Here is a 19714-nt window from a genome sequence, read left to right as displayed (position 1 = left end):
TTAAAAATACAAATTATTATTTAATTTTCAGCTTTCTCTCCTTTAGGAGCTTAGTAGGCTTATTGAATGGAAGATTTAACTCATCCAGTTGGTTCCCGCTTCCGGATTCCATTTGGTAGTAGTTTTCTTTTCTTTGGTAAAAAATCCAATAGCACTTTTCCCTGTAATATCTCCTGAACCAAATTTCGATTCATTCCATCCGCCAAAACCAAAAGGTTCTCTGGGAACAGGAACACCAATGTTTACACCGCACATTCCTGCAGATGCATTTTCAGTTACATAATTTGCCAAACCACCGCTTTGTGTAAAAACGGAACAAGCATTTCCATAAGGATTTCTATTTTCAATTGCTAAAGCTTCATCAATCGTGTCCACGCGAACAATAGTAAGGACTGGCCCAAATATTTCTTCTTTTGCCACACGCATAGCTGCAGTCGCATAATCTACAATAGTTGGTCCAACATAAAAACCGTTTTCTTTTCCGGGAACAATAGTATTTCTTCCATCCAAAATGATTTTGGCACCTTGTTGTTCGGCTTCAGTTATATAGGACTCAATTCTTTCTTTGGCCGCTTTCGTAATAACGGCACCCAATGTTGTGCCACATTGAATTTTAGTAGCATCATTAATTAATTTGTCTAGAATAGCATCGCAATTTCCTACTGCTATTAAAGTAGCCGCAGCCATACAGCGTTGTCCTGCACAACCAGTCATAGAAGCCACAATATTTGAAGAAGCCATATCAGGATGCGCATCTGGAAGAAGAATGATATGGTTTTTTGCGCCGCCAAGGGCTAAAACTTGTTTCAAATTTTGACTGGCTCTTTGATACACTATTTTAGCCACTTTCGTAGAACCTACAAAAGTGATGGCTTTGATAGCTGGGTGATCACAAAGATTCTCAACAGTAGCTTGTGTTCCATTTATAATATTGAATAAACCATCAGGAAGTCCGGCTTCTTTCAATAATTTCGCGATATATTGACTACTGATTGGCACTGCTTCAGACGGTTTTAGAATAAAAGCATTTCCCAATGCAATTGCATTTACAATGGTCCAATGAGGAACCATACTTGGGAAATTAAAAGGCACAATTGAAGCTACAATTCCCAACGGTAATTTAGTGGAAGAACAGTAAACCCCTTTACTGACTTCCATATTCTCTCCATTTACAAATTGGGGCAGTGAACAGGCAAATTCGGTTAGTTCAATGGCTTTATCAATTTCAGCTTTGGCTTCGCCGTGAATTTTCCCATTTTCACGGTAAATAATTTCGGTTAGTTCACTGCTGTTTTGTTCCAGTAATTGTTTGTATTTATAGAAAACCTGTACGCGTTCTTTTAAGGTAATTTTTTGCCAGGCTTTTTGTGCTTTTTGTGCAAAACTGATAATTTCATTCAAATCTTCCATAGTAGATTCGTTGAAAGTAGATAATTCAGTTCCGTCCAAAGGGGATATAACAGTATGAATTTTGCTGGAGCTTCCGGATTTAAACTCCCCATTTATAAAGTTTTTGACTTCCTCAAATACCATAATTATACTTTTTAGTTTTTTTTAAATGTACACTATTTTGTAAAAATACAATAATATTTTTTGCGTATATTATAAATATTGTTAGATTTACAAAAGAATACTATTTATTTTAACTTTTTTACAATATGTAATAATTAAGTGGATCCAAAAGTTTAAAAGCTAACCTATTTAAATTATTTTTAATTAACCAAAAAAAATCAATGAAATCAATCTCAACCTTTATTGGAGTAGCCTTACTGTTTTTGGCAGCACTTTGTTATTTTATCAATTGGCATGCTTTAATACCTGCGTTTACTGTGTTAGGGATTGCGATTATAACAAGAAAAGCATTAGAACCGTTGGTTATTGGATGTGGTGTTGGATTTGTATTGTTAGCCATGCATGGTGGATCCAAAGAATTTTTTCCTGATGGAGAAGGAATGATTTTTCCTTTGAATATGTTTGATGGAATGTTTTCATCGATTTCCAGGGATGCTCATGATCAAGGACTTATTTGGGTAATTTTAGTTTGTATATTATATGGTGCATTTGTGCAATTGTTAGTGGCTTCTGGTGGAATTAATGCTGTGGGAAAGTATTCAGAAAAGCATGTTACTAATAAAAAACAGTCGCTAATTATGACTTATTTTCTAAGTTTTTTCTTTTTTCTGGATGATTATTTAAGTGCATTGTCTATTGGTAATACGATGAGACCCATTACAGATAAATTTGGTGTTTCAAGAGAAAAATTGGCTTTGGTTTTGAGTTTTGTATGCGTACCGTTGACGATAATAGTGCCCATTTCGACTTGGACTATTTTTTATGGAACTCAAATAGCAGCTATTGAAGGAGGTGTTTTAAATAGTGCTGGAAAAGTTATTACGAGTCCTATTGAAGCATTTTTGGGAACAATTCCTTATAATTTTTCGGCTTGGATTTCTTTAATTCTTGGCGCACTAGTAGTATTCCAGTTAATTCCGGATTCAAAAGCAATCAGGCAAGCGGAGGCCAATGTGAAAGTAATTGATGCCGAAATTGTAAATGTTAAGAAAAAATTAGCCAGAGAAGGGAAGTTAGTATATTTCATTTTGCCTTTGGTTATTTTAATTTGGTGTACTATTTTACCTTATCCCTATGATTCAGAATATTGGGGTAGTGTTACTTTTTCTTCTGAATCTATTTTTAGTAGTATTGATGCACTCCGTGGAGTAGCCACCGCTTGTGTTTTTACGTACTTGTTTTATTTAGTATTAGGAGTAATTAAATTCAATAAGATATCAAACAACTTCGTTAAAGGGATGGAATCAATCACTTTTGTGTTGGTAGTTTTAGGAATGACCTATTTGTTAAAAGATGTACAAAACGGATTGGGTTTTAATGAATTTGTAGCCGAGAAATTACAAGGAATTAGCTGGTTGAATAGCGTGACACTTCCTTTTGTTGTTTTTGCTTTAGTGGCATGGATATGTTGGGCTACAGGTTCTAACTGGGGAATATATGCGATTTTAGTTCCCACAACTGCTATATTATCACGCACAATAGGAGCTGATTTTTGGTTGACACAAGGAGCGTTGGCATCTGGAACCGTATGGGGAGCTGCAGCTTGTTTCTTCTCTGATAATAGGGTTCTTACGGCGCAATCTTGTAAAATAGAGATGATGAAACATGGTATCTCACAATTTCCATATCAGTTAGTAATATTTGGAGTGTCATCACTCTTCTATTTAATAGCCGGATATGTAATTTAAAAGTAAAAAGATGATAAGCAAAAGTGTTTTTGAAAATCAATTTGTAATTCGGAATGCTAAATTAGAAGATGTCATTCAGATGGAGTATGTACAATCGCAATGTTATCCAACTTTGCACGAATCAGAAATTTTGAATAGAAAGCATTTTGCAAATCATATTAAAATATTTCCAGAAGGCCAAATTGTAGTAGAAAATGAAGGGAAGGTTATAGCATCTGCAAGTACTTTCAGGTGCAATTTCCCGGAACACGACAGTACTTTTTTGGAAGAAACAGATAATTTGTGGCTTACAAATGTTCAGGTACCCGATGGAGATTGGTTGTATGGGATTGATATGGGTGTGTTACCTGAATATCGTGGTTTAGGACTTTCTAAAGAACTGTATAAAGCACGGCATGACGTATGTAAAAGCCTTGGAATCACAGGACAAATTATTGCGGGAATGACTATTGGTTACGGAAAAGTAAAAGATAAAATGACCATTGCAGCATATTGTGAAGCATTAGAGAAAAAAGAATTTACGGATCCAACTATTACGCCACAACGAAATGCAGGGTTTATATGGATAAGGGCTTTGTATAATTATATCAATGATCCAGAAGCGGGATATGCCAGTGTTTTAATGTACTATCCGGTCGATGAAAATTATAGTTTATAATTCCTGAGTAAAAAAGAAGAATAGCAAGTTTGAATAAAATTCAGAATATAATTAAATAGAAAAAAATGGGAACTCAAATTAAGAAAGTATCAGAAATTCCTGGACCAAAGAGCAAAGAAATGTTAGCAAGAAGAGCCGCCGCTTTACCTGCTGGTTTGGGAAAATCTACCGAAGTGGTTGTTGAAAAGGCTGAAGGCGCTTTAGTATGGGATGTAGATGGAAATCAATTGATTGATTTTGCGGGAGGAATCGGGATGGTAAATTTGGGTCACAGACCAAAAGCAGTTGTTGATGCAATAAAAGCCCAAATGGATAAATACCTGCATACGGGTGCATTGGTGACTACTTTTGAACCCTATTTAGAGTTTGCCGAATTACTAAACAAAATTACACCCGGAGATTTTCCTAAGAAAACATTATTGGCTTGTTCCGGATCTGAGGCGGTAGAGAATGCAGTTCAAATTGCACGATATTATACGAAGCGACCAGCCGTAATTTGTTTCGAAGGAGCGTATCACGGTAGGACTTTGCTTACGTTGAGTTTAACTAGTAAATACGCTTTATTTAAAAAAGGGTTTGGTAGCTATGCCCAAGATATTTATCGTTTTCATTCTCCAAATGTATATCGCAAACCCGATAATTTTACGGAAGAGGAATATATAGATTTTTGTATCGAGCGTTTTGACCAGAATTTAATTTCACACGTTGATCCTTCTTCGGTTGCAGCAATTATTATCGAACCGGTTCAAGGAGAAGGTGGTTTTATTCCTGTACCAAAACGTTTCTTGGAAAAAATCAGAAAAGTTTGTGATGAACATGGTATCGTTTTCATTGCCGATGAGGTTCAGGCAGGAGCCGGTAGAACAGGGAAATTTCTTTCCATTGAGCACAGCGGAGTGATTCCTGACATGGTGACTATGGCAAAATCGATTGGTTCAGGTTTGCCAATTAGCGCCGTAACTGGTAAAGCAGAGATGATGGATGCACCGCATTTAGGAGGTGTTGGAGGAACGTATTCTGGAAGTCCAATTGCTGTAGTGGCAGCACTTGAAACCGTTAAACAAATTAATACACCGGAATTTTTGGCAAAATCGGTTCATGTGGGTGAAGCCATAAGAACACGATTAAATGCGATGGCAGATAAATTTTCTTGTATTGGAGATGTAAGAGGCGTAGGAGCGATGCTAGTAGTAGAATTTGTAAAAGATAAAAAAACCAAAGAGCCTGATATGGATTTTGCAATGGCAGTAATCAAAAAATCAGTTGCAAACGGATTGATATTGATCAGAGCTGGATTGTATACCAATTGTATTCGTTTTTTGCCTCCAATTGTTATCACTGACGAACAATTACACGAGGGATTGGATGTAATTGAAAATGCTATTCAAGAAGTATTGAACGAAAGAAAATAATTTGACGAAAGTTTTAATGTCGAAAGTCATAAAGACTTTGTTGATATTGAAACTTTATGACAGTAGACTTTATGACTTTTAAACTGATATATAATGCTAATATTATAACCATGGATCCTGCTTTTGCAAAAGCGGATTCCATGGTAATTAACCATTTGGGGAAAATTGAAGGAACTGGAACTGAATCCGAATTGCGAAATCAATTTGGTTCTTTTTCTAAAGAATTTGATTTTAACGGACAAACAGTTGTTCCGGGTTTGAATGATGCCCACATCCATGTTTGGAAAATTGGACATCTTAGAACGTATATGTTGGATGTTCGAGGTGTAAAATCCATTGTGGAATTCAAAAAATTATTAAAAGATTTTGCCGAGAAAAACGCGACTTCGGAGTGGATTATGGCTCGTGGAATTAATGAAATGGTACTCGAAGAAAAACGATTGCCAACCAAAGAAGATTTGGACGATATTATTTCTGACAGACCTGTTTTTGTAATTAGAACTTGCGCTCACATTGGAATTGCCAATTCAAAAGCCATAGCTATTTCAGCAGTTGATGAAGCTACTGAGGTTCCTTTTGGAGGAGAAATTCGCAAAAATCAAGATGGAAGTTTACAAGGTATTTTTACCGAAAGAGCTTTGGGATTAATCATGAATAACATTCCTCCATTTACTTTCGAAGAATATAAAAACATGATTCTGGAAGCACATCAATATTTGTTGACTTTGGGAATTACAAGCGCTACTGATCCGGCTGCAAATGAGGAATTATTGGCAGCTTATATTAAATTAGATCAAGAAGGATTGTTGAAAGTGCGAATGAATGTTTTTCCGCTTAGAATTCCGGATGGAAGTGATGAAATCCAGGTTTTACCCGAACAATACGAATCGGAATTTTTGCAAATAAAAACCGTGAAGTTTTTTTCAGATGGTGGTTTGAGTTCGGCTACTGCGGCATTGAATGTTCCGTATAAAAATACGGACGGATATAAAGGCGTTCTGAGATTGGATTACGATAAGTTTTATCAAACAGCAAAAGAAGCTGTTGAAAAAGGATTCTCGGTTGCCACACATGCAATTGGGCATCAAGCGGTTGATTTGACTTTGAAAGTGTATCGCGATTTGTTCAAAATAGATGATACTATAAAACACAGGATTGAGCATGTTGGATTTTTATCCAATGAAAATATAAAAGATTTTAAACAGATGAATATGACTGCAGCGATGCAACCGATATTCATTTATGAATTGGCAAACAATTTCAAAAGCACTTTGCCAGACGCATTATTAGAGGTGGTTTACCCTTGCAAAACGGTTTTGGATAATGGAATAAATTTAGCCTTATCTACCGATGGACCCGTGGTGAAAGAAATAAATCCCTGGGTTAATATGGAAACGGCCGTTACCCGAAAAGCAATGGATGGGTTTGTCATTGGCGAAAGCCAGAAAATAACTTTCGAGCAAGCTTTACGCGCCTATACTGTAGGAAGTGCGATTGCGGATAATTTAGAGAATATAAAAGGAAGTCTTTCCACAGGGAAATATGCCGATTTTATTGTTTTGAATAAAAATCCATTTAAATTAGACGATGTCTCTACCGTTGAAGCCAATGAAACTTGGGTAGATGGAGAATTAAAATATAAAAGAGAGTAGAAATTATACCTTATCAGGCTTTTAAAATATGATAGGGTTATTAAAATAGAAAAAAGATGAGCGCATTAGATGATGAACTAGATTACCAAATATTGAAGCTGCTTCAAAAAGATGGCAGAATGTCGTTTACTGAAATATCAAAAGAAATTAATGTGGCAGTGAGTACCATAAGACACCGTTATATTAACTTAATTGAAGATGGCACTTTGCAAATAATTGGAAGGGTCGATCCTAATAAAATTGGGTTTAATGCATACGCAAGTGTCTTGATTTCGGTTAAACCAAAATCATACATGAAAACCATTTTTGAGGAATTAACAAAGTTGCCAGAAATTAGTTTTTTGGCATCTGTTTCAGGGGATTATGATATTGAAGCTAATATTATGTGTCGGGATATGGAGCATTTGAATGAATTGTTAGGCGATAAAATTCATGCGATGGAAGGTGTTTTTGATACCAAAACAAATATGTATATGAAAATTTACAAATTCGCGCAACCCGATTTAGAATTGGCAAAATTATCAAGCAAGCAACATGAATAATACAGACAAATTATACGAAAGAAGAAAGAAAAGTGTTCCAAACGCTTTAGGAATTTTCAATCTATCTAGTATCCAATCTGCCAAAGGAGCTATAATTATTGATGCTGATGGAAGAGAATTGATTGATTTTGCGGGAGGAATTGGGGTAAATAATGCAGGACACGGTGTGCCAGAAATTATTGAAGCGATCAAAAGTCAAGCAGATAAATTCATTCATGCCTCCTTCAATATTTCCGTTTACGAACAATATTTAGACTTAACGGAAAAATTGTGTGAGATTTTGCCGCATGGTGAATCTACTAAAGCAATGCTGACTTTGTCTGGTGCTGAATCCGTTGAAAATGCCATAAAAATTGCTCGTGCCGTAACCGGAAAAGCAGGAATTATCTGTTATGACGGTTCCTTTCACGGACGTACAATGATGGCGATGACTTTGACATCTAATGTGAAATACAAAGAAGGTGCCGGGCCTTATGCTCCTGAAGTATACCGTTTGGAATTTCCGTATTATAAACCGAGTATGAGCGCCAGAATGACTGCCGATGAGTTTGATGATTTGATGATTATGAAGTTGCATAAAACGTTTTCATCAACCGTTTCAGTAAGTCAAACGGCTGCAATTATTTTGGAATTAGTACAAGGTGAAGGTGGCTTTACGGTTGCTTCCAAAAAATATGTTCAATACTTGCGTAAATTCTGTACCGAAAATAACATTGTCTTGATTTTTGATGAGGTGCAATCCGGTTTTGGTCGTACAGGAAAATGGGCCGCTTATGAGCATTATGGAGTAACTCCAGATTTGTCAACTTGGGCTAAATCTATGGGTGGCGGAATGCCAATTGGTGCAGTTATAGGTAAACAAGAAATTATGGATGCTGTAAAGCCCGGACTTATTGGAGGAACGTATTTGGGAAATCCATTGAGTTGTGTGGCTTCATTGGCAAGTATCAATTACATGCAAAAAAATAATATCAATGCGGCTGGAGATAAAGTAGGTAAGATAGTTCGAGACAGATTCAATCAGTTACAGGCAAAATATCCGAAAAACATTACTGATGTTCGTGGATTGGGAGCTATGTTGGCAATCGAATTTTTTAATCCAGAAACTAAAATGCCTGATGGTGATGCCACAAAATCCATTGTCAATAAATGTTTAGAGAAAGGACTAATCGTAATCACTTCTGGAACGTACGGAAATTGCATCCGAATTTTAAGTCCATTATTTATAGAAGATGAAATTTTAGAAAAAGGCTTGTCAATTTTAGAAGAAACAATAAAAGAAATACTACTATGAGAAAGCAATATATAAATGGAGCATGGTGTGATGCATTGGATGGCACCACTTGGGATTTGCAAAGTCCCGCTACCGAAGAACTAATTGATAAAGTACCTTTTGGAAACGTTGCTGATTGTAATTTGGCAATTGCAGCCGCTGATGCTTCTTTCAAAGAATGGAAAAGTACAACGCCTTATTTTAGGGCTGAAATATTAAAAAAAGCAGCGAATTATATTCGGACAAACGTAGAGACTTTCGCAAAGGAAACCTCATTGGAGACAGGAAAACCAATGTTGGAATCAAGAGGAGAATGGCAAGTTTCTGCTAATCTTTTTGAATGGTTTGCAGAGGAAGGAAAAAGAAATTATGGACGAGTAGTTCCTACGAATAGAGCCGATAAAAGAGCGATGGTTATTTATCAGCCGGTAGGAGTTGTGGGAGTGATTACGGCTTGGAATTTTCCGGCTTATAATCCTTCACGTGCTGTTGCCGCCGCTTTGGCCGCTGGTTGCTCCGTAGTAATGAGAGGTTCAGAATTTACGCCTTTGTCGAGTTTTAATTTGGCTACAGCCCTACACGAAGCTGGGATTCCTAATGGAGTTTTCAATTTAATCAACACAGAACCGGTTTCCACAGGAACCGAAATGATCGATAATCCTTTGTTGAAAAAAATAAGTTTTACCGGAAGTACCCGAGTGGGGAAAATACTTATGGATGGCGCATCAAAAACGGCTACTAAATTATCTTTGGAACTTGGTGGAAATGCGCCAGTAATTATCGATAAAGATGTAGATGTAGATGTAATTGCTCATCAAGCTTTGATTGCTAAATTGAGGAATTGTGGCCAAGTTTGTGTTTCACCACAACGGTTTTATGTTCATGCAGCCATTTTTGAGCAATTCGTTGCTATTGTGAAGGATGATATTTCAAAATTGAAAACTGGTATTAACGGTGGAGATATCGATTTTCTGGGGCCACTTATTAATAAAAAACAACAGGAACATTCCTTGGTTATGCTTGAAAAAGCGAAAAGCGAAGGAGCAACAATTCATATTGGAGGTGAACCTGCTGAAAAAGGATTTTTTGTGCATCCGGCATTAATTGAAGCACGGCAAAGTCAATCTTTTATCAAAACAGAAATCTTTGGACCTTTGATGATTGTGATTCCTTTTGAAACTAAAGAACAGGTTATCGAATGGGCAAATGATACTGAATACGGCTTGGCTTCTTATGCCTTTACCAATCATATAAAAACAGCTAATTTCTATGCTGAAAATCTTGAATTTGGAATGGTAGGAATTAATGAATGGGCTCCTCAAGGAACGGAGTTACCATTTTCGGGTTGGAAAAGTAGCGGAATAGGTCATGAATCCGGGTCTGAAGGATTAAAAGAGTACATGGAATTAAAATTAATCAGTTACGGCAATATGTCATAAAGATTTTTGATTGCAGATAGTGAATCTGTTTTTATCATCACGAGCGCGGTTGAGAGAGGTGTTCTAAATGATAACAAGATTAAATAAAAAATTATGAAAAAAGAAATTTCAGGTAAATACACATTGCAGACGCCTTTGCCGGAACATGCAAAACAGCAAGCGGAATTGCAAGAAATAGTTTTTCCTACTTTATCTGCTGAGGAATTAATTACGGAGGAAAAATATAAAAGACATTTAGAGATTTTTCCAGAAGGCCAGTTTATTGTTTTGGATGGTGATAAAGTAATTGCTTCCTGTACGACTTTGCGTCAAAATTATCACAAAGGACATCATACTTTTTTGGAAATTTCAGATGATTTATGGTTGGGAACACATGATCCTGAGGCCGACTGGATTTATGGATTGGATGTTTCTGTTCATCCGGATTACCAGGGAAAAGGGATTGGAAGAGCAATTTATAATGCCCGTCAAGATGTGGCGAAAGAATTGGGTTGCAAAGGACAAATGACGGCTGGGATGCCTATTGGCTTTGACAAAGTAAAAGATCAAATGACTATTGCAACATATTGTGATAAACTGATAAAAGGTGAAGTTGTTGATCCAACAGTTACGGCTCAAACCAAATGCGGATTCATTTTGGTAGAGCCTTTGTTTGATTATTTAGATGATCCCAGAAGCGGAAATTGTTCGGTTTTGATGTATTGGCCTTTGGATGCAAACACTAAATTAATAGAGAACCATTAAAAAAGTATTCAGTTTTAGTATTCTGTCCTAGTTAACAGCTAAATAAATTTCGATTTATTATTTGAACTTATTAACGGTACTACATTAATAATTCAAAAGTGGAAACTTTTAAAAAAAAACAAAATGATATTCAAATCAATAAATCCATTTTCAACAGAAATTATTGCGGAACACGAAGTGTTGACAAATGCACAATTAAATCAGAAATTGGAATTGTCAGAAAGTGCTTTTAAAAATTGGCGGAATACGTCTTTTCAGGAAAGAGCTGATAAAATGAAAAATCTAGCCAATATTCTTCGAGAAAAAAAGGAAGAATTAGGTTTATTGATCACTATTGAAATGGGTAAAATTTTATCCGAAGGAATTAGTGAAGTCGAGAAATCAGCAGGAAATTGTGACTTCTATGCAGAGAATGCAGAGAAAATGCTAAAAGATGAAAAGTACGATACACCTTTTACAAGCATGTCTGTCTATGAACCGATGGGTGCAGTTTTTGCGATTATGCCTTGGAATTATCCTTTTTGGCAAGTATTGCGTTATGCTGCGCCGGCAATTATGGCGGGGAATGTGACACTTTTAAAACATGCACCTAATGTTATTGGCTGTGCCAAAGCAATCGAAAATGCATTTCTGGAAGCCGGTTTTCCAGAGGGTGTTTTTCAACAAATAACCATTGATATTGCTCAAGTCGAAAGTGTAATCGCTTCGAATATTGTACATGGAATTACGTTGACTGGTAGCGAAATGGCGGGTTCTTCTGTGGCTTCTTTGGCTGGAAAGCATATCAAAAAATCAGTTATGGAGTTGGGAGGTTCAGATGCATTTATTGTTTTGAATGATGCCGATATCGAAAAAGCCACTACTGTTGCCACTCAATCCAGAATGCTGAATGCGGGTCAGGCATGTATTTGTGCCAAGCGTTTTATAGTTACCGAAAAAGTAGCGGATGAATTTGCTGCTCTTTTTGCCCAAAAAGTACGTGCTTTAAGTCAAGGAAATCCTTTACAGATCGGAATTAGTATGGGACCTTTGGCTCGATTGGATTTAGCCGAAAAACTTAGTCATCAGTTAGAAAAAGCATTACAACAAGGTGCGAAATTAGTAGTAGGGGGAGCGCAAGAAAATTGTAATTTCCAACCGACCTTAATTGATTTTGTGGATGCTAATAATATTGCTTTTCAAGAGGAAACTTTTGGACCACTAGCAACAATAATTAGAGCCAAAGATGAAAATGATGCTGTCGCAATTGCCAATAACCATAGATACGGTCTAGCATCAGCAATATGGACAGAAGATCGTGAAAAGGCATACCGATTGGCACGAAAAATTGAGGCCGGAAATGTTTTTATAAATTCATTGGTCCGTTCTGATCCCAGAATTCCCTTTGGAGGAACAAAAAAATCGGGTTACGGAAGGGAATTATCTGAAGTAGGAATCAAAGAATTTATGAATATGAAATCGGTAATTATTGAATAATTGTTATTGAGGAATAAAAATTAACTAACAAAACCAACTTAAGAATGAAAAAAACAGTACTAATCTTTACACTGATGTTGACGGGAAGTTTAGCATTTGCGCAAGATAAACCAGTAGCAGTAGCTACCGAAGAAGAAGCGCCAAAATTTACCGCTGCAATTGATGTAGTGTACCCTTATTTATGGAGGGGGATAAAATATTATGGGGATAAAGTAGCTTTTCAACCGTATCTATCGTATGCTTTTACTGATAAATTGTCTGTTGGCGTATGGGCAACAACTAACTTTTCTAATGCTGCCGATGCTTACAACGAATTTGATTGGAATATTGCGTATCAATTGTCTCCTGTGGTGAAAGTAATGCTGAGTGATTATTATTGGCCGGCAACTAAGAATAATTCAGATTGGGAAAGAAGTAGCTATTTTGATTATTCGGAAGGTTCAGCGCAAAGTTTAGATCTTTCTGTATTATTAGATTTTTCTGAAAAAGGGGTGCCATTAGATTTTCAGTGGAACACGTTTATTGGAGGAGGAGATTATAAATATGATGATAATGGAAATGCTTCAAGAGCTTTTTCTAGTTATGCTGAAATAGGATATACTTATTCTTTTGATAAAGCTAGAGTTGACGTTAGGCCTTTTGTTGGTGCTGCAGTGATTAACGGCGGTTATTATGGAGCAGACGCCAGTGGTAAATCAGGTTTTTCTTTCTCGAACGTAGGAGTAAATGTTGCTAAAGAATTGAAAATTACGGAGAAGTTTAGTTTGCCGGTTTTTGTTCGGTATACAAATAGCGATTACGGAATTCAAGAATTTGACGAGAATGATAATCTGACTAAAACGGTTAAGAATTTCTTTTCTGCGGGTGTGACCTTTAATATTAAATAATATGTTTAACTGTCAAAAACACTTTTTATTTTGATAGCCTAGTTTAATTATGATATAAAAAAATCGCCATAAGGCGATTTTTTTTTAGAATCTTAATTGATAAACTTCATCTAAATCCTTTTCTGAACTGATATTCACATTTAAATCAGTTACAAAACCTGAATTTAATCCATAAACCCAACCGTGTAGTGTTAAATCTTGTCCGTTTTTCCAAGCTGCCTGAACAATGGATGTTTTAGCTAAATCAAAAACTTGTTCTTTTACATTAACTTCAACAAAAGCATTGAAACGTTCTGCCTCATCAGTAATTGAATTTAAGTACTGATCGTGTAAACGATAAACATCTTTTATATGTCGAATCCAGTTGTCAATAATACCAATTGAATCATTTCCCATCGCAGCTTTTACACCGCCACAACCATAATGGCCACAAACAAGTACATGTTTTACTTTCAAAACATTAACAGCATAGTCTAATACACTTAGCATATTCATATCTGAATGTACCACCATATTGGCAATATTTCTATGAACAAATACTTCGCCAGGTTTAGCTCCAATTATTTCATTAGCAGGAACTCTGCTGTCAGAACAACCAATCCATAATAAGGGTGGAGTTTGGCCTTTGGCCAAATCTTGAAAATAATTTGGATCTTTAGCTAAAGAAGTTACGACCCATTCTTTATTATTTTCTAATATTTTTTTATAAAAATCTTTCATTTTTTGTTTTTTTTTAATAGATGTATTTTTTCAATTCTTATTTGATTAAATCTTCCGATGTGATTTCTCTTTGAACCATTTTTCTTTTTGCAACATCGTAATAATGTTCAAAAGTAACTTTGTTTGGCGTTTCTTCACTATTTTCTAACTGATAGGCTTTTTTAAATCCTCTAAGCTTTACTTTTATATTATCATCTTTAGCTCTAGTAGTTTTAAATTCATGGATTAAATCCAAGATATCATGGGCTATGTAAACAGTATCTTTTGCATCTATGATTACTTTTGAATTTTCTGGAATATCATTCAAAGTGGATTTAATTGCCGCTTTATTTAAAAAAGAAACTTCCTGTGCTAAATCAATATGAATTACATCACCATCCGCATACTCCTCTTTTCTAAAATGATAAGCTCGTTTCAAATTCCCTTTTAAAACAAATATAATACTAATGATTATTCCCAATGCCACTCCTTTTAATAAATCGGTAAACACAACTGCTAACATGGTAGCCATGAAAGGTACAAATTGGTATTTTCCTTTTTCCCAAAAATGCATAAATGTTGATGGTTTAGCCAATTTATATCCTATCATTAATAATATTGCTGCTAACGTTGCCAATGGAATTTTATTCAAAATTAATGGGATAGCTACAATACTTACCAATAACAATGTACCATGAATAATGGTTGACATTTTGGATTTGGCCCCCGAACTACTATTTACAGATGAGCGTACAATTACAGATGTTAATGGTAATCCACCTAAAAGCGAACTTACCATGTTTCCAATTCCTTGAGCTTTTAGCTCCATATTGGTATCAGTATAACGTTTTTGGACATCCATCCTGTCAGAAGCCTCAATGCTTAATAACGTTTCTATCGAAGCAACAATCGCAATGGTAAAGGCTACAACCCAAACTTTAGAATTTGTAATCGTAGAAAAATTAGGGGTTACAATTATTTGTTTGAATTCTTCTAAAGACGTTGGAACTGGTAACGAAACTAAATGTTCTTTGGCTATAGCTAATGAGCTTCCAGCTGATATGAAGATTTCATTAAAAATAACACCAAGAATTACGGCTACAAGTGCCCCAGGTATTAATTTTAATTTTTTCAAAAAAGGAACTTTATTCCAAGCGATCAATATTGCTAATGAAAGTATTGTAATAATAATGGACCCCAATTGAATGTAATTAAAAACGGCCAGTAATGCAGAAAATGTATTGCTTCCTCCTAATTCAGAGAAGGCTTGATCCCCTTCAAAATCATTATCATAACCAAAAGCATGGGGTAGTTGTTTTAGAATAATAATAATTCCAATTCCTGCCAGCATTCCCTCAATCACATTGGTTGGAAAATAATTTGAAATAGTTCCAGCCTTGAAAAATCCCAATGCTAATTGTATTAAACCTGCGATAAAAACGGCAGTTAAAAAAACATCAAAAGCACCTAAATCAGTAATAGCAGTAAGAACTATAGCAGTTAATCCAGCGGCAGGACCAGAGACACTTAAGTTAGATGTGCTTAAATAACCTACAATTATACCACCTACAATACCTGAAATTATTCCCGAGAATAACGGTGCGCCAGAAGCCATTGCAATGCCTAAACACAATGGAAGCGCCACCAAAAAAACCACTAAACCAGATGCAAAATCGGATTTGAGGTTAGCAAAAAGATTGATTTTTTTTATCATAATACCGTACTGAAAATTGAATACAAAGATTTTATTCACATTATTATATGTGAGAATTAGATTTTAAAATTTTTAAAATCAACGTTGTATTAAACTTGGTCAGGCGGGGGGATAAATATAGAAGAAGCAATTATATCGTGCTTGGATAAATTCTCGGAAAGAATAAGAGTTGAAGGTAACTCCGATAAATTGATTATTTCATAACCCATATCAAAATGGCAAATTGCTTTAATCTGTTTGTGTGATTGTTCTTCCTCAGAAAAACTATAGCCAATAGAAGTGTTAGCACCTTTCTTTATAACACTAACAATTGTTGGTGTTGAAAGAAAAGCAATAAAAACAAACAATAATATTTGTGCAATCAGCTTCATAGTTGCAAAAATATAATTTAACAAATGAAATCAATACTACTTTGTGAAATTTAAAATAAAATTAACATCTGTATAGCTAAAAAAAGGAGAAAAAGGTTTTCAGGATGATGTTTCTGTTGCTAATGAAATGTTGATTTAAGGGTAATTAATTATTTGATAATCCATAAAATGAATTTCTGTTAAATTCTGGCTTTTGCATCTTTGAGGTGTTTTTTATTGCTTGCACATTGGATTGGATATTAGAACAGTGTTTTTGATTTATAATTTGAAATTTATAATTAAGAATTGGTAATAATAGTTGCTTTTTGTTTTTAATATAAAAATATAATTTTAGTATCAGGGGCTAAAAAAATGGGGTTTAAATTTATCTATTGTTAAAATTATGTATAAAAAAGTATTTTTAATATGTATTTAGATAATTTTAGATAAAAAAAATAGGGGTAATGGTGATATTTTAATTATGAATTTTTTAAAATATCACAATAAAAATATGGAATGTGTATTATTCTTTAACCATTTTTTGTTATCAATAATTCTTCTCCAAAAGAGGTAAAAAAGTAATTAGTAATTATTCATCTTTAAATAAAAGTTAATAAATTCGTCAAAAGGAAAAGGTTGTTTTCTCATAAAAAAGAATAATGTGGAGTGCTTTTTTTTAATAATAACTTAATTAAAAAATTTGATTTGAATATTTTATAACCATTAAACCAAAATAACAACCAACTAGATTAAATAACTAAACTAAATTAAACATGAAAAAAGCAGGACTAATTTTAGCATTGATGCTAACGACGAGCATGATATTTGCACAGGAAACTCCACAGCCGGCAACTACTTTTGGAGGGTCAGCAGATATGTACTACAAATATGATTTTGCTAATCTTGCAGGAAATGGTAAAACTAGTTTTACTAATTCTCATAATTCATTTGAGTTAGGAATGGCTTCTATTGAAGCATCTCATAAAATGGGTAAAGGGTCTGTTTTTGTTGATTTAGGTTTTGGGAATAGAGCTAAGGAATTTACATACAATGATAATGCAACTTCATTTATGATAAAACAATTAAATTTCACTTATGAATTTTCAGATAAATTTAAAGTTACTGCAGGTAGCTTTGGTACTCATATAGGATATGAGTTATTGGATGCTTTGGATAATAAGAACTACAGTATGTCTTATGCTTTTACAAACGGACCGTTTTTTAATACAGGTGTAAAAGCACAATATACCTCGGGTAAAGTTAGTTTTATGGCTGGGGTAACTAATCCAACTGATTTTAAAACGGCTATTGAAGCAGGTTCTACTCAAAAAACATTCATAGGACAAGTTGCTTATGTTGGGGATTCAGGAAGTGTTTATTTTAATGCAACTTCAGGAAGTGCAAATCCTGCAACTACTGTAAATAAAACGCAATTTGATATAGTAGCTTCTAAAAAGATTTCTGATAAATTTTCTTTAGGATTTAACGGAACGTACGCTTTAATAAATGATGATGTGATTAGTGCAAATGATGAAAAATGGTTTGCTTTGATAGGATATGCTAGTTATGCTGCAAAAGAAAATCTTAGTTTAGCATACAGATTAGAGTATTTTGATGCAACGGATGCTGCTGTAACTCTTTCTGCTTTGGGCGGGTCTAGTATTGTAGGGAACACACTTTCGTTGAATTATAAAGTTGGGAATTTAACAATTATTCCTGAGGTTAGAGTTGACCTTTCATCAGAAGATGTGTTTATGGATACCGATGCACTTCCAACAAGTTCTAATGCATATCTTTTACTTGGAACAACTTATAGTTTCTAATTAATTAGATAATAAATATTTTTTTTTGCTGTCGAGATGCTTTTAAGTATTTTGGCAGCTTTTTTTATTGACTAAAACTGAATGTTTTTGCTGATGAAGGGCTAAAGAAGATGATATTTTCTTTAAATATATTGTTTCGTTAGAATGACAAATGGAATATTTTATCAAAATTTCAGAGAATTTAGCTAAAGGATTTGTTGTTGTTTGATAGTTTAATTAAAGGTTTAGGCTTTGTTAAGTCTGATAATGATCAACAATCAATTTATTCTTAAAAATTATAGAAGAAGAGTGTCAACCAAAAAAAATCGGCTTTTTGAATTTTTCAAAAGCCGATTTGCTGTGGTTTATTTTGGAACAAATAATTATTGTTTATTATAAATAGAGTAGATGGTATTCTTAGTATTTTCATCTACGACATCATCAACTTGAGATTGAATGTAATGTAATTTGAATGCAATTACAGCTGCCGAAAGACTTTTAGTATCATAGCCTATAATTCGCAATCCCTGTTCTACATTAAAATCTAATGGTGCAGTTTCTAATAATTCATCAGACCAAATTCCAAAACCTTTCTCCGCTAAGATTTTCCAGGGAAATAATGCACTGGGATCTTTTTTTCTAGTTGGAGCAATATCAGAATGGCCAATGATATTTTCAGCAGGAATATTATAGTCTTTTTTTAATTTAGTCAAAAGCGCCAGTAAACTGTTTATTTGTAATTCAGTAAAAGGTTCGGTACCGTTATTATCTAACTCAATTCCTATCGAGGATGAATTGATATCAGTGTTTTTCCCCCAAGAACCCGTGCCGGCGTGCCAGGCTCTTAAATAATCATTCAACATTTGAACCACTTTACCAGTATCTGAAATTACATAATGGGAACTTACCTGCGTTTGAGTTTTTGTAAATGTTTTAACGGTCTGTTGCAATGAATCTTGGGCAGTATGGTGAATAATTATAAAGTTAGGTTTTCGTAAATTAAAATTTACGGTACCTATCCATTCTGTATTAATTCCATTTAGTAAAGGAGTTGATCCCATTTTTGAAATAGAATCTTTAAAAATATGTAATTGTTTCGCGTATAAAGTATCAATGCTTATTGCAGTTTCGGCAACATAGGGCAAAGGCTGCGGCTCTTTAATTGAAATCTGATCTTTTAATGTTTTGAGTTTTTTGTCATATACTTTCTCACTGGCTTTGTAAGGATTAGTGGAGCAAGAGGTAATTATAACGGCCGAAATGAAGTAGTAAAAGGATTTTCTCATATTTTAAATTGCATTTTTGTATTCCAAATACGAATTATCTATTTTTTTTTCGATTTTTTTGGGTTTTTACTTTCTTCTTTAAGAACCTTATATTTTTCTTTTTGATCGTCATTTAATAATTCTACAATCTTTCTTTCAGTATTTTCAGAAAGTATTTGAATATCTTTCATTTGATCACTTTGATTGGTTTCCTGTTTTAGTATTACTCCTTGGCGTTTTATACTTTCAATGAAAATATTTGATATAGCGATTTCTTGAAGCGCATCAAGACTAAGTGCTGGTTTTATTTTTTCCATTATTTTTGCTACAGTTTCTTCAGCAGGAATTTCTTTTGGTTTTTCCTGACTTCTACTTTGGTCCATACTACTATTCATTCGGCCACTTCCGTAACCGTTTCCACCATAGCTATTTCCGCCATACCCGCCTCCACCATAACCATTGTTTCCGTATTGAGCAGAAATAGTGTTAATAGATAATAACATAAATGCGCCCACTAATAATAACTGAACTATTTTCATAT

General features: G+C 34.5%; 17 protein-coding genes. 11 read left to right on the top strand and 6 right to left on the bottom strand.

Going from position 1 to position 19714, the window contains the following annotated elements; genetic code table 11:
• Window positions 1-75: 75 nt before the first annotated feature.
• Window positions 76-1533, bottom strand: coding sequence for a CoA-acylating methylmalonate-semialdehyde dehydrogenase (mmsA, locus tag ACM55G_RS09230; RefSeq protein ID WP_416843621.1), 1458 nt, complete (start codon window positions 1531-1533; stop codon window positions 76-78).
• Window positions 1534-1733: 200 nt separating this feature from the next.
• Here mmsA and ACM55G_RS09225 point away from each other — a divergent pair, with 200 nt between their 5' ends.
• The 10 genes from ACM55G_RS09225 to ACM55G_RS09180 all read left to right on the top strand — a co-directional run bounded on the left by ACM55G_RS09225 (window position 1734) and on the right by ACM55G_RS09180 (window position 13343).
• Window positions 1734-3260, top strand: coding sequence for a Na+/H+ antiporter NhaC family protein (locus ACM55G_RS09225; RefSeq protein WP_416843620.1), 1527 nt, complete (start codon window positions 1734-1736; stop codon window positions 3258-3260).
• Between the two features lie 10 nt (window positions 3261-3270).
• Window positions 3271-3918 (top strand): GNAT family N-acetyltransferase, encoded by a 648-nt coding sequence (locus ACM55G_RS09220; RefSeq protein ID WP_416843619.1) that lies wholly within the window; start codon window positions 3271-3273, stop codon window positions 3916-3918.
• Between the two features lie 65 nt (window positions 3919-3983).
• Complete coding sequence (locus ACM55G_RS09215; RefSeq protein WP_416843618.1) at window positions 3984-5330, top strand: aspartate aminotransferase family protein; 1347 nt, start codon at window positions 3984-3986, stop codon at window positions 5328-5330.
• Between the two features lie 56 nt (window positions 5331-5386).
• Window positions 5387-6982 carry an amidohydrolase gene (locus ACM55G_RS09210; protein ID WP_416843617.1) on the top strand — a complete coding sequence of 532 codons (1596 nt, stop codon included), beginning with the start codon at window positions 5387-5389 and terminating at the stop codon, window positions 6980-6982.
• Between the two features lie 56 nt (window positions 6983-7038).
• Window positions 7039-7524, top strand: coding sequence for an Lrp/AsnC family transcriptional regulator (locus ACM55G_RS09205; protein ID WP_416843616.1), 486 nt, complete (start codon window positions 7039-7041; stop codon window positions 7522-7524).
• Window positions 7517-8818, top strand: a complete 1302-nt coding sequence (locus tag ACM55G_RS09200; RefSeq protein ID WP_416843615.1) for an aspartate aminotransferase family protein — start codon at window positions 7517-7519, stop codon at window positions 8816-8818. Before ACM55G_RS09205 ends, ACM55G_RS09200 begins: the two co-directional genes overlap by 8 nt.
• Entirely contained in the window at window positions 8815-10236 is a 1422-nt protein-coding gene (locus ACM55G_RS09195) for an NAD-dependent succinate-semialdehyde dehydrogenase (protein WP_416843614.1), read from the top strand. Before ACM55G_RS09200 ends, ACM55G_RS09195 begins: the two co-directional genes overlap by 4 nt.
• A 93-nt stretch (window positions 10237-10329) precedes the next feature.
• Entirely contained in the window at window positions 10330-10980 is a 651-nt protein-coding gene (locus ACM55G_RS09190; RefSeq protein WP_416843613.1) for a GNAT family N-acetyltransferase, read from the top strand.
• 123 nt (window positions 10981-11103) lie between these two features.
• Window positions 11104-12456 (top strand): NAD-dependent succinate-semialdehyde dehydrogenase, encoded by a 1353-nt coding sequence (locus tag ACM55G_RS09185; RefSeq protein WP_416843612.1) that lies wholly within the window; start codon window positions 11104-11106, stop codon window positions 12454-12456.
• A gap of 44 nt (window positions 12457-12500) precedes the next feature.
• Complete coding sequence (locus ACM55G_RS09180) at window positions 12501-13343, top strand: TorF family putative porin (protein WP_416843611.1); 843 nt, start codon at window positions 12501-12503, stop codon at window positions 13341-13343.
• An 84-nt stretch (window positions 13344-13427) separates the two neighbouring features.
• On the opposite strand, the gene can is transcribed toward ACM55G_RS09180, so the two are convergent.
• The 3 genes from can to ACM55G_RS09165 form a co-directional block, all read right to left on the bottom strand.
• On the bottom strand, window positions 13428-14063 hold the full coding sequence (gene can, locus ACM55G_RS09175) for a carbonate dehydratase (RefSeq protein ID WP_416843610.1): 636 nt from the start codon (window positions 14061-14063) through the stop codon (window positions 13428-13430).
• Window positions 14064-14100: 37 nt separating this feature from the next.
• Entirely contained in the window at window positions 14101-15756 is a 1656-nt protein-coding gene (locus ACM55G_RS09170; RefSeq protein WP_416843609.1) for a SulP family inorganic anion transporter, read from the bottom strand.
• 89 nt (window positions 15757-15845) lie between these two features.
• Entirely contained in the window at window positions 15846-16127 is a 282-nt protein-coding gene (locus ACM55G_RS09165; protein WP_416843608.1) for a hypothetical protein, read from the bottom strand.
• A gap of 752 nt (window positions 16128-16879) precedes the next feature.
• On the opposite strand from ACM55G_RS09165, the gene ACM55G_RS09160 reads away from it, so the two are divergent.
• On the top strand, window positions 16880-17929 hold the full coding sequence (locus tag ACM55G_RS09160) for an outer membrane beta-barrel protein (RefSeq protein ID WP_416843607.1): 1050 nt from the start codon (window positions 16880-16882) through the stop codon (window positions 17927-17929).
• Between the two features lie 362 nt (window positions 17930-18291).
• Here ACM55G_RS09160 and ACM55G_RS09155 read toward each other — a convergent pair whose 3' ends face one another.
• Window positions 18292-19194: an N-acetylmuramoyl-L-alanine amidase gene (locus ACM55G_RS09155; RefSeq protein ID WP_416843606.1), complete on the bottom strand. Its 903-nt coding sequence runs from the start codon at window positions 19192-19194 to the stop codon at window positions 18292-18294.
• 38 nt (window positions 19195-19232) lie between these two features.
• Window positions 19233-19712 (bottom strand): hypothetical protein, encoded by a 480-nt coding sequence (locus tag ACM55G_RS09150; RefSeq protein WP_416843605.1) that lies wholly within the window; start codon window positions 19710-19712, stop codon window positions 19233-19235.
• Window positions 19713-19714 lie beyond the last annotated feature (2 nt).

The sequence above is a fragment of the Flavobacterium algoriphilum genome, assembly GCF_048158655.1.
Lineage (GTDB): Bacteria > Bacteroidota > Bacteroidia > Flavobacteriales > Flavobacteriaceae > Flavobacterium > Flavobacterium algoriphilum.
This window is presented reverse-complemented; position numbering and strand designations above follow the sequence as displayed.

Bases quoted from the DNA above. Each gene is read 5' to 3' on its own strand.
- ACM55G_RS09190 (WP_416843613.1), top strand. From the start codon at position 10,330: ATGAAAAAAGAAATTTCAGGTAAATACACATTGCAGACGCCTTTGCCG.
- mmsA (WP_416843621.1), bottom strand. From the start codon at position 1,533: ATGGTATTTGAGGAAGTCAAAAACTTTATAAATGGGGAGTTTAAATCC.
- ACM55G_RS09165 (WP_416843608.1), bottom strand. From the start codon at position 16,127: ATGAAGCTGATTGCACAAATATTATTGTTTGTTTTTATTGCTTTTCTT.
- ACM55G_RS09170 (WP_416843609.1), bottom strand. From the start codon at position 15,756: ATGATAAAAAAAATCAATCTTTTTGCTAACCTCAAATCCGATTTTGCA.
- ACM55G_RS09195 (WP_416843614.1), top strand. From the start codon at position 8,815: ATGAGAAAGCAATATATAAATGGAGCATGGTGTGATGCATTGGATGGC.
- ACM55G_RS09200 (WP_416843615.1), top strand. From the start codon at position 7,517: ATGAATAATACAGACAAATTATACGAAAGAAGAAAGAAAAGTGTTCCA.
- ACM55G_RS09215 (WP_416843618.1), top strand. From the start codon at position 3,984: ATGGGAACTCAAATTAAGAAAGTATCAGAAATTCCTGGACCAAAGAGC.
- ACM55G_RS09210 (WP_416843617.1), top strand. From the start codon at position 5,387: ATGACAGTAGACTTTATGACTTTTAAACTGATATATAATGCTAATATT.
- ACM55G_RS09180 (WP_416843611.1), top strand. From the start codon at position 12,501: ATGAAAAAAACAGTACTAATCTTTACACTGATGTTGACGGGAAGTTTA.
- ACM55G_RS09155 (WP_416843606.1), bottom strand. From the start codon at position 19,194: ATGAGAAAATCCTTTTACTACTTCATTTCGGCCGTTATAATTACCTCT.
- can (WP_416843610.1), bottom strand. From the start codon at position 14,063: ATGAAAGATTTTTATAAAAAAATATTAGAAAATAATAAAGAATGGGTC.
- ACM55G_RS09205 (WP_416843616.1), top strand. From the start codon at position 7,039: ATGAGCGCATTAGATGATGAACTAGATTACCAAATATTGAAGCTGCTT.
- ACM55G_RS09220 (WP_416843619.1), top strand. From the start codon at position 3,271: ATGATAAGCAAAAGTGTTTTTGAAAATCAATTTGTAATTCGGAATGCT.
- ACM55G_RS09150 (WP_416843605.1), bottom strand. From the start codon at position 19,712: ATGAAAATAGTTCAGTTATTATTAGTGGGCGCATTTATGTTATTATCT.
- ACM55G_RS09225 (WP_416843620.1), top strand. From the start codon at position 1,734: ATGAAATCAATCTCAACCTTTATTGGAGTAGCCTTACTGTTTTTGGCA.
- ACM55G_RS09160 (WP_416843607.1), top strand. From the start codon at position 16,880: ATGAAAAAAGCAGGACTAATTTTAGCATTGATGCTAACGACGAGCATG.
- ACM55G_RS09185 (WP_416843612.1), top strand. From the start codon at position 11,104: ATGATATTCAAATCAATAAATCCATTTTCAACAGAAATTATTGCGGAA.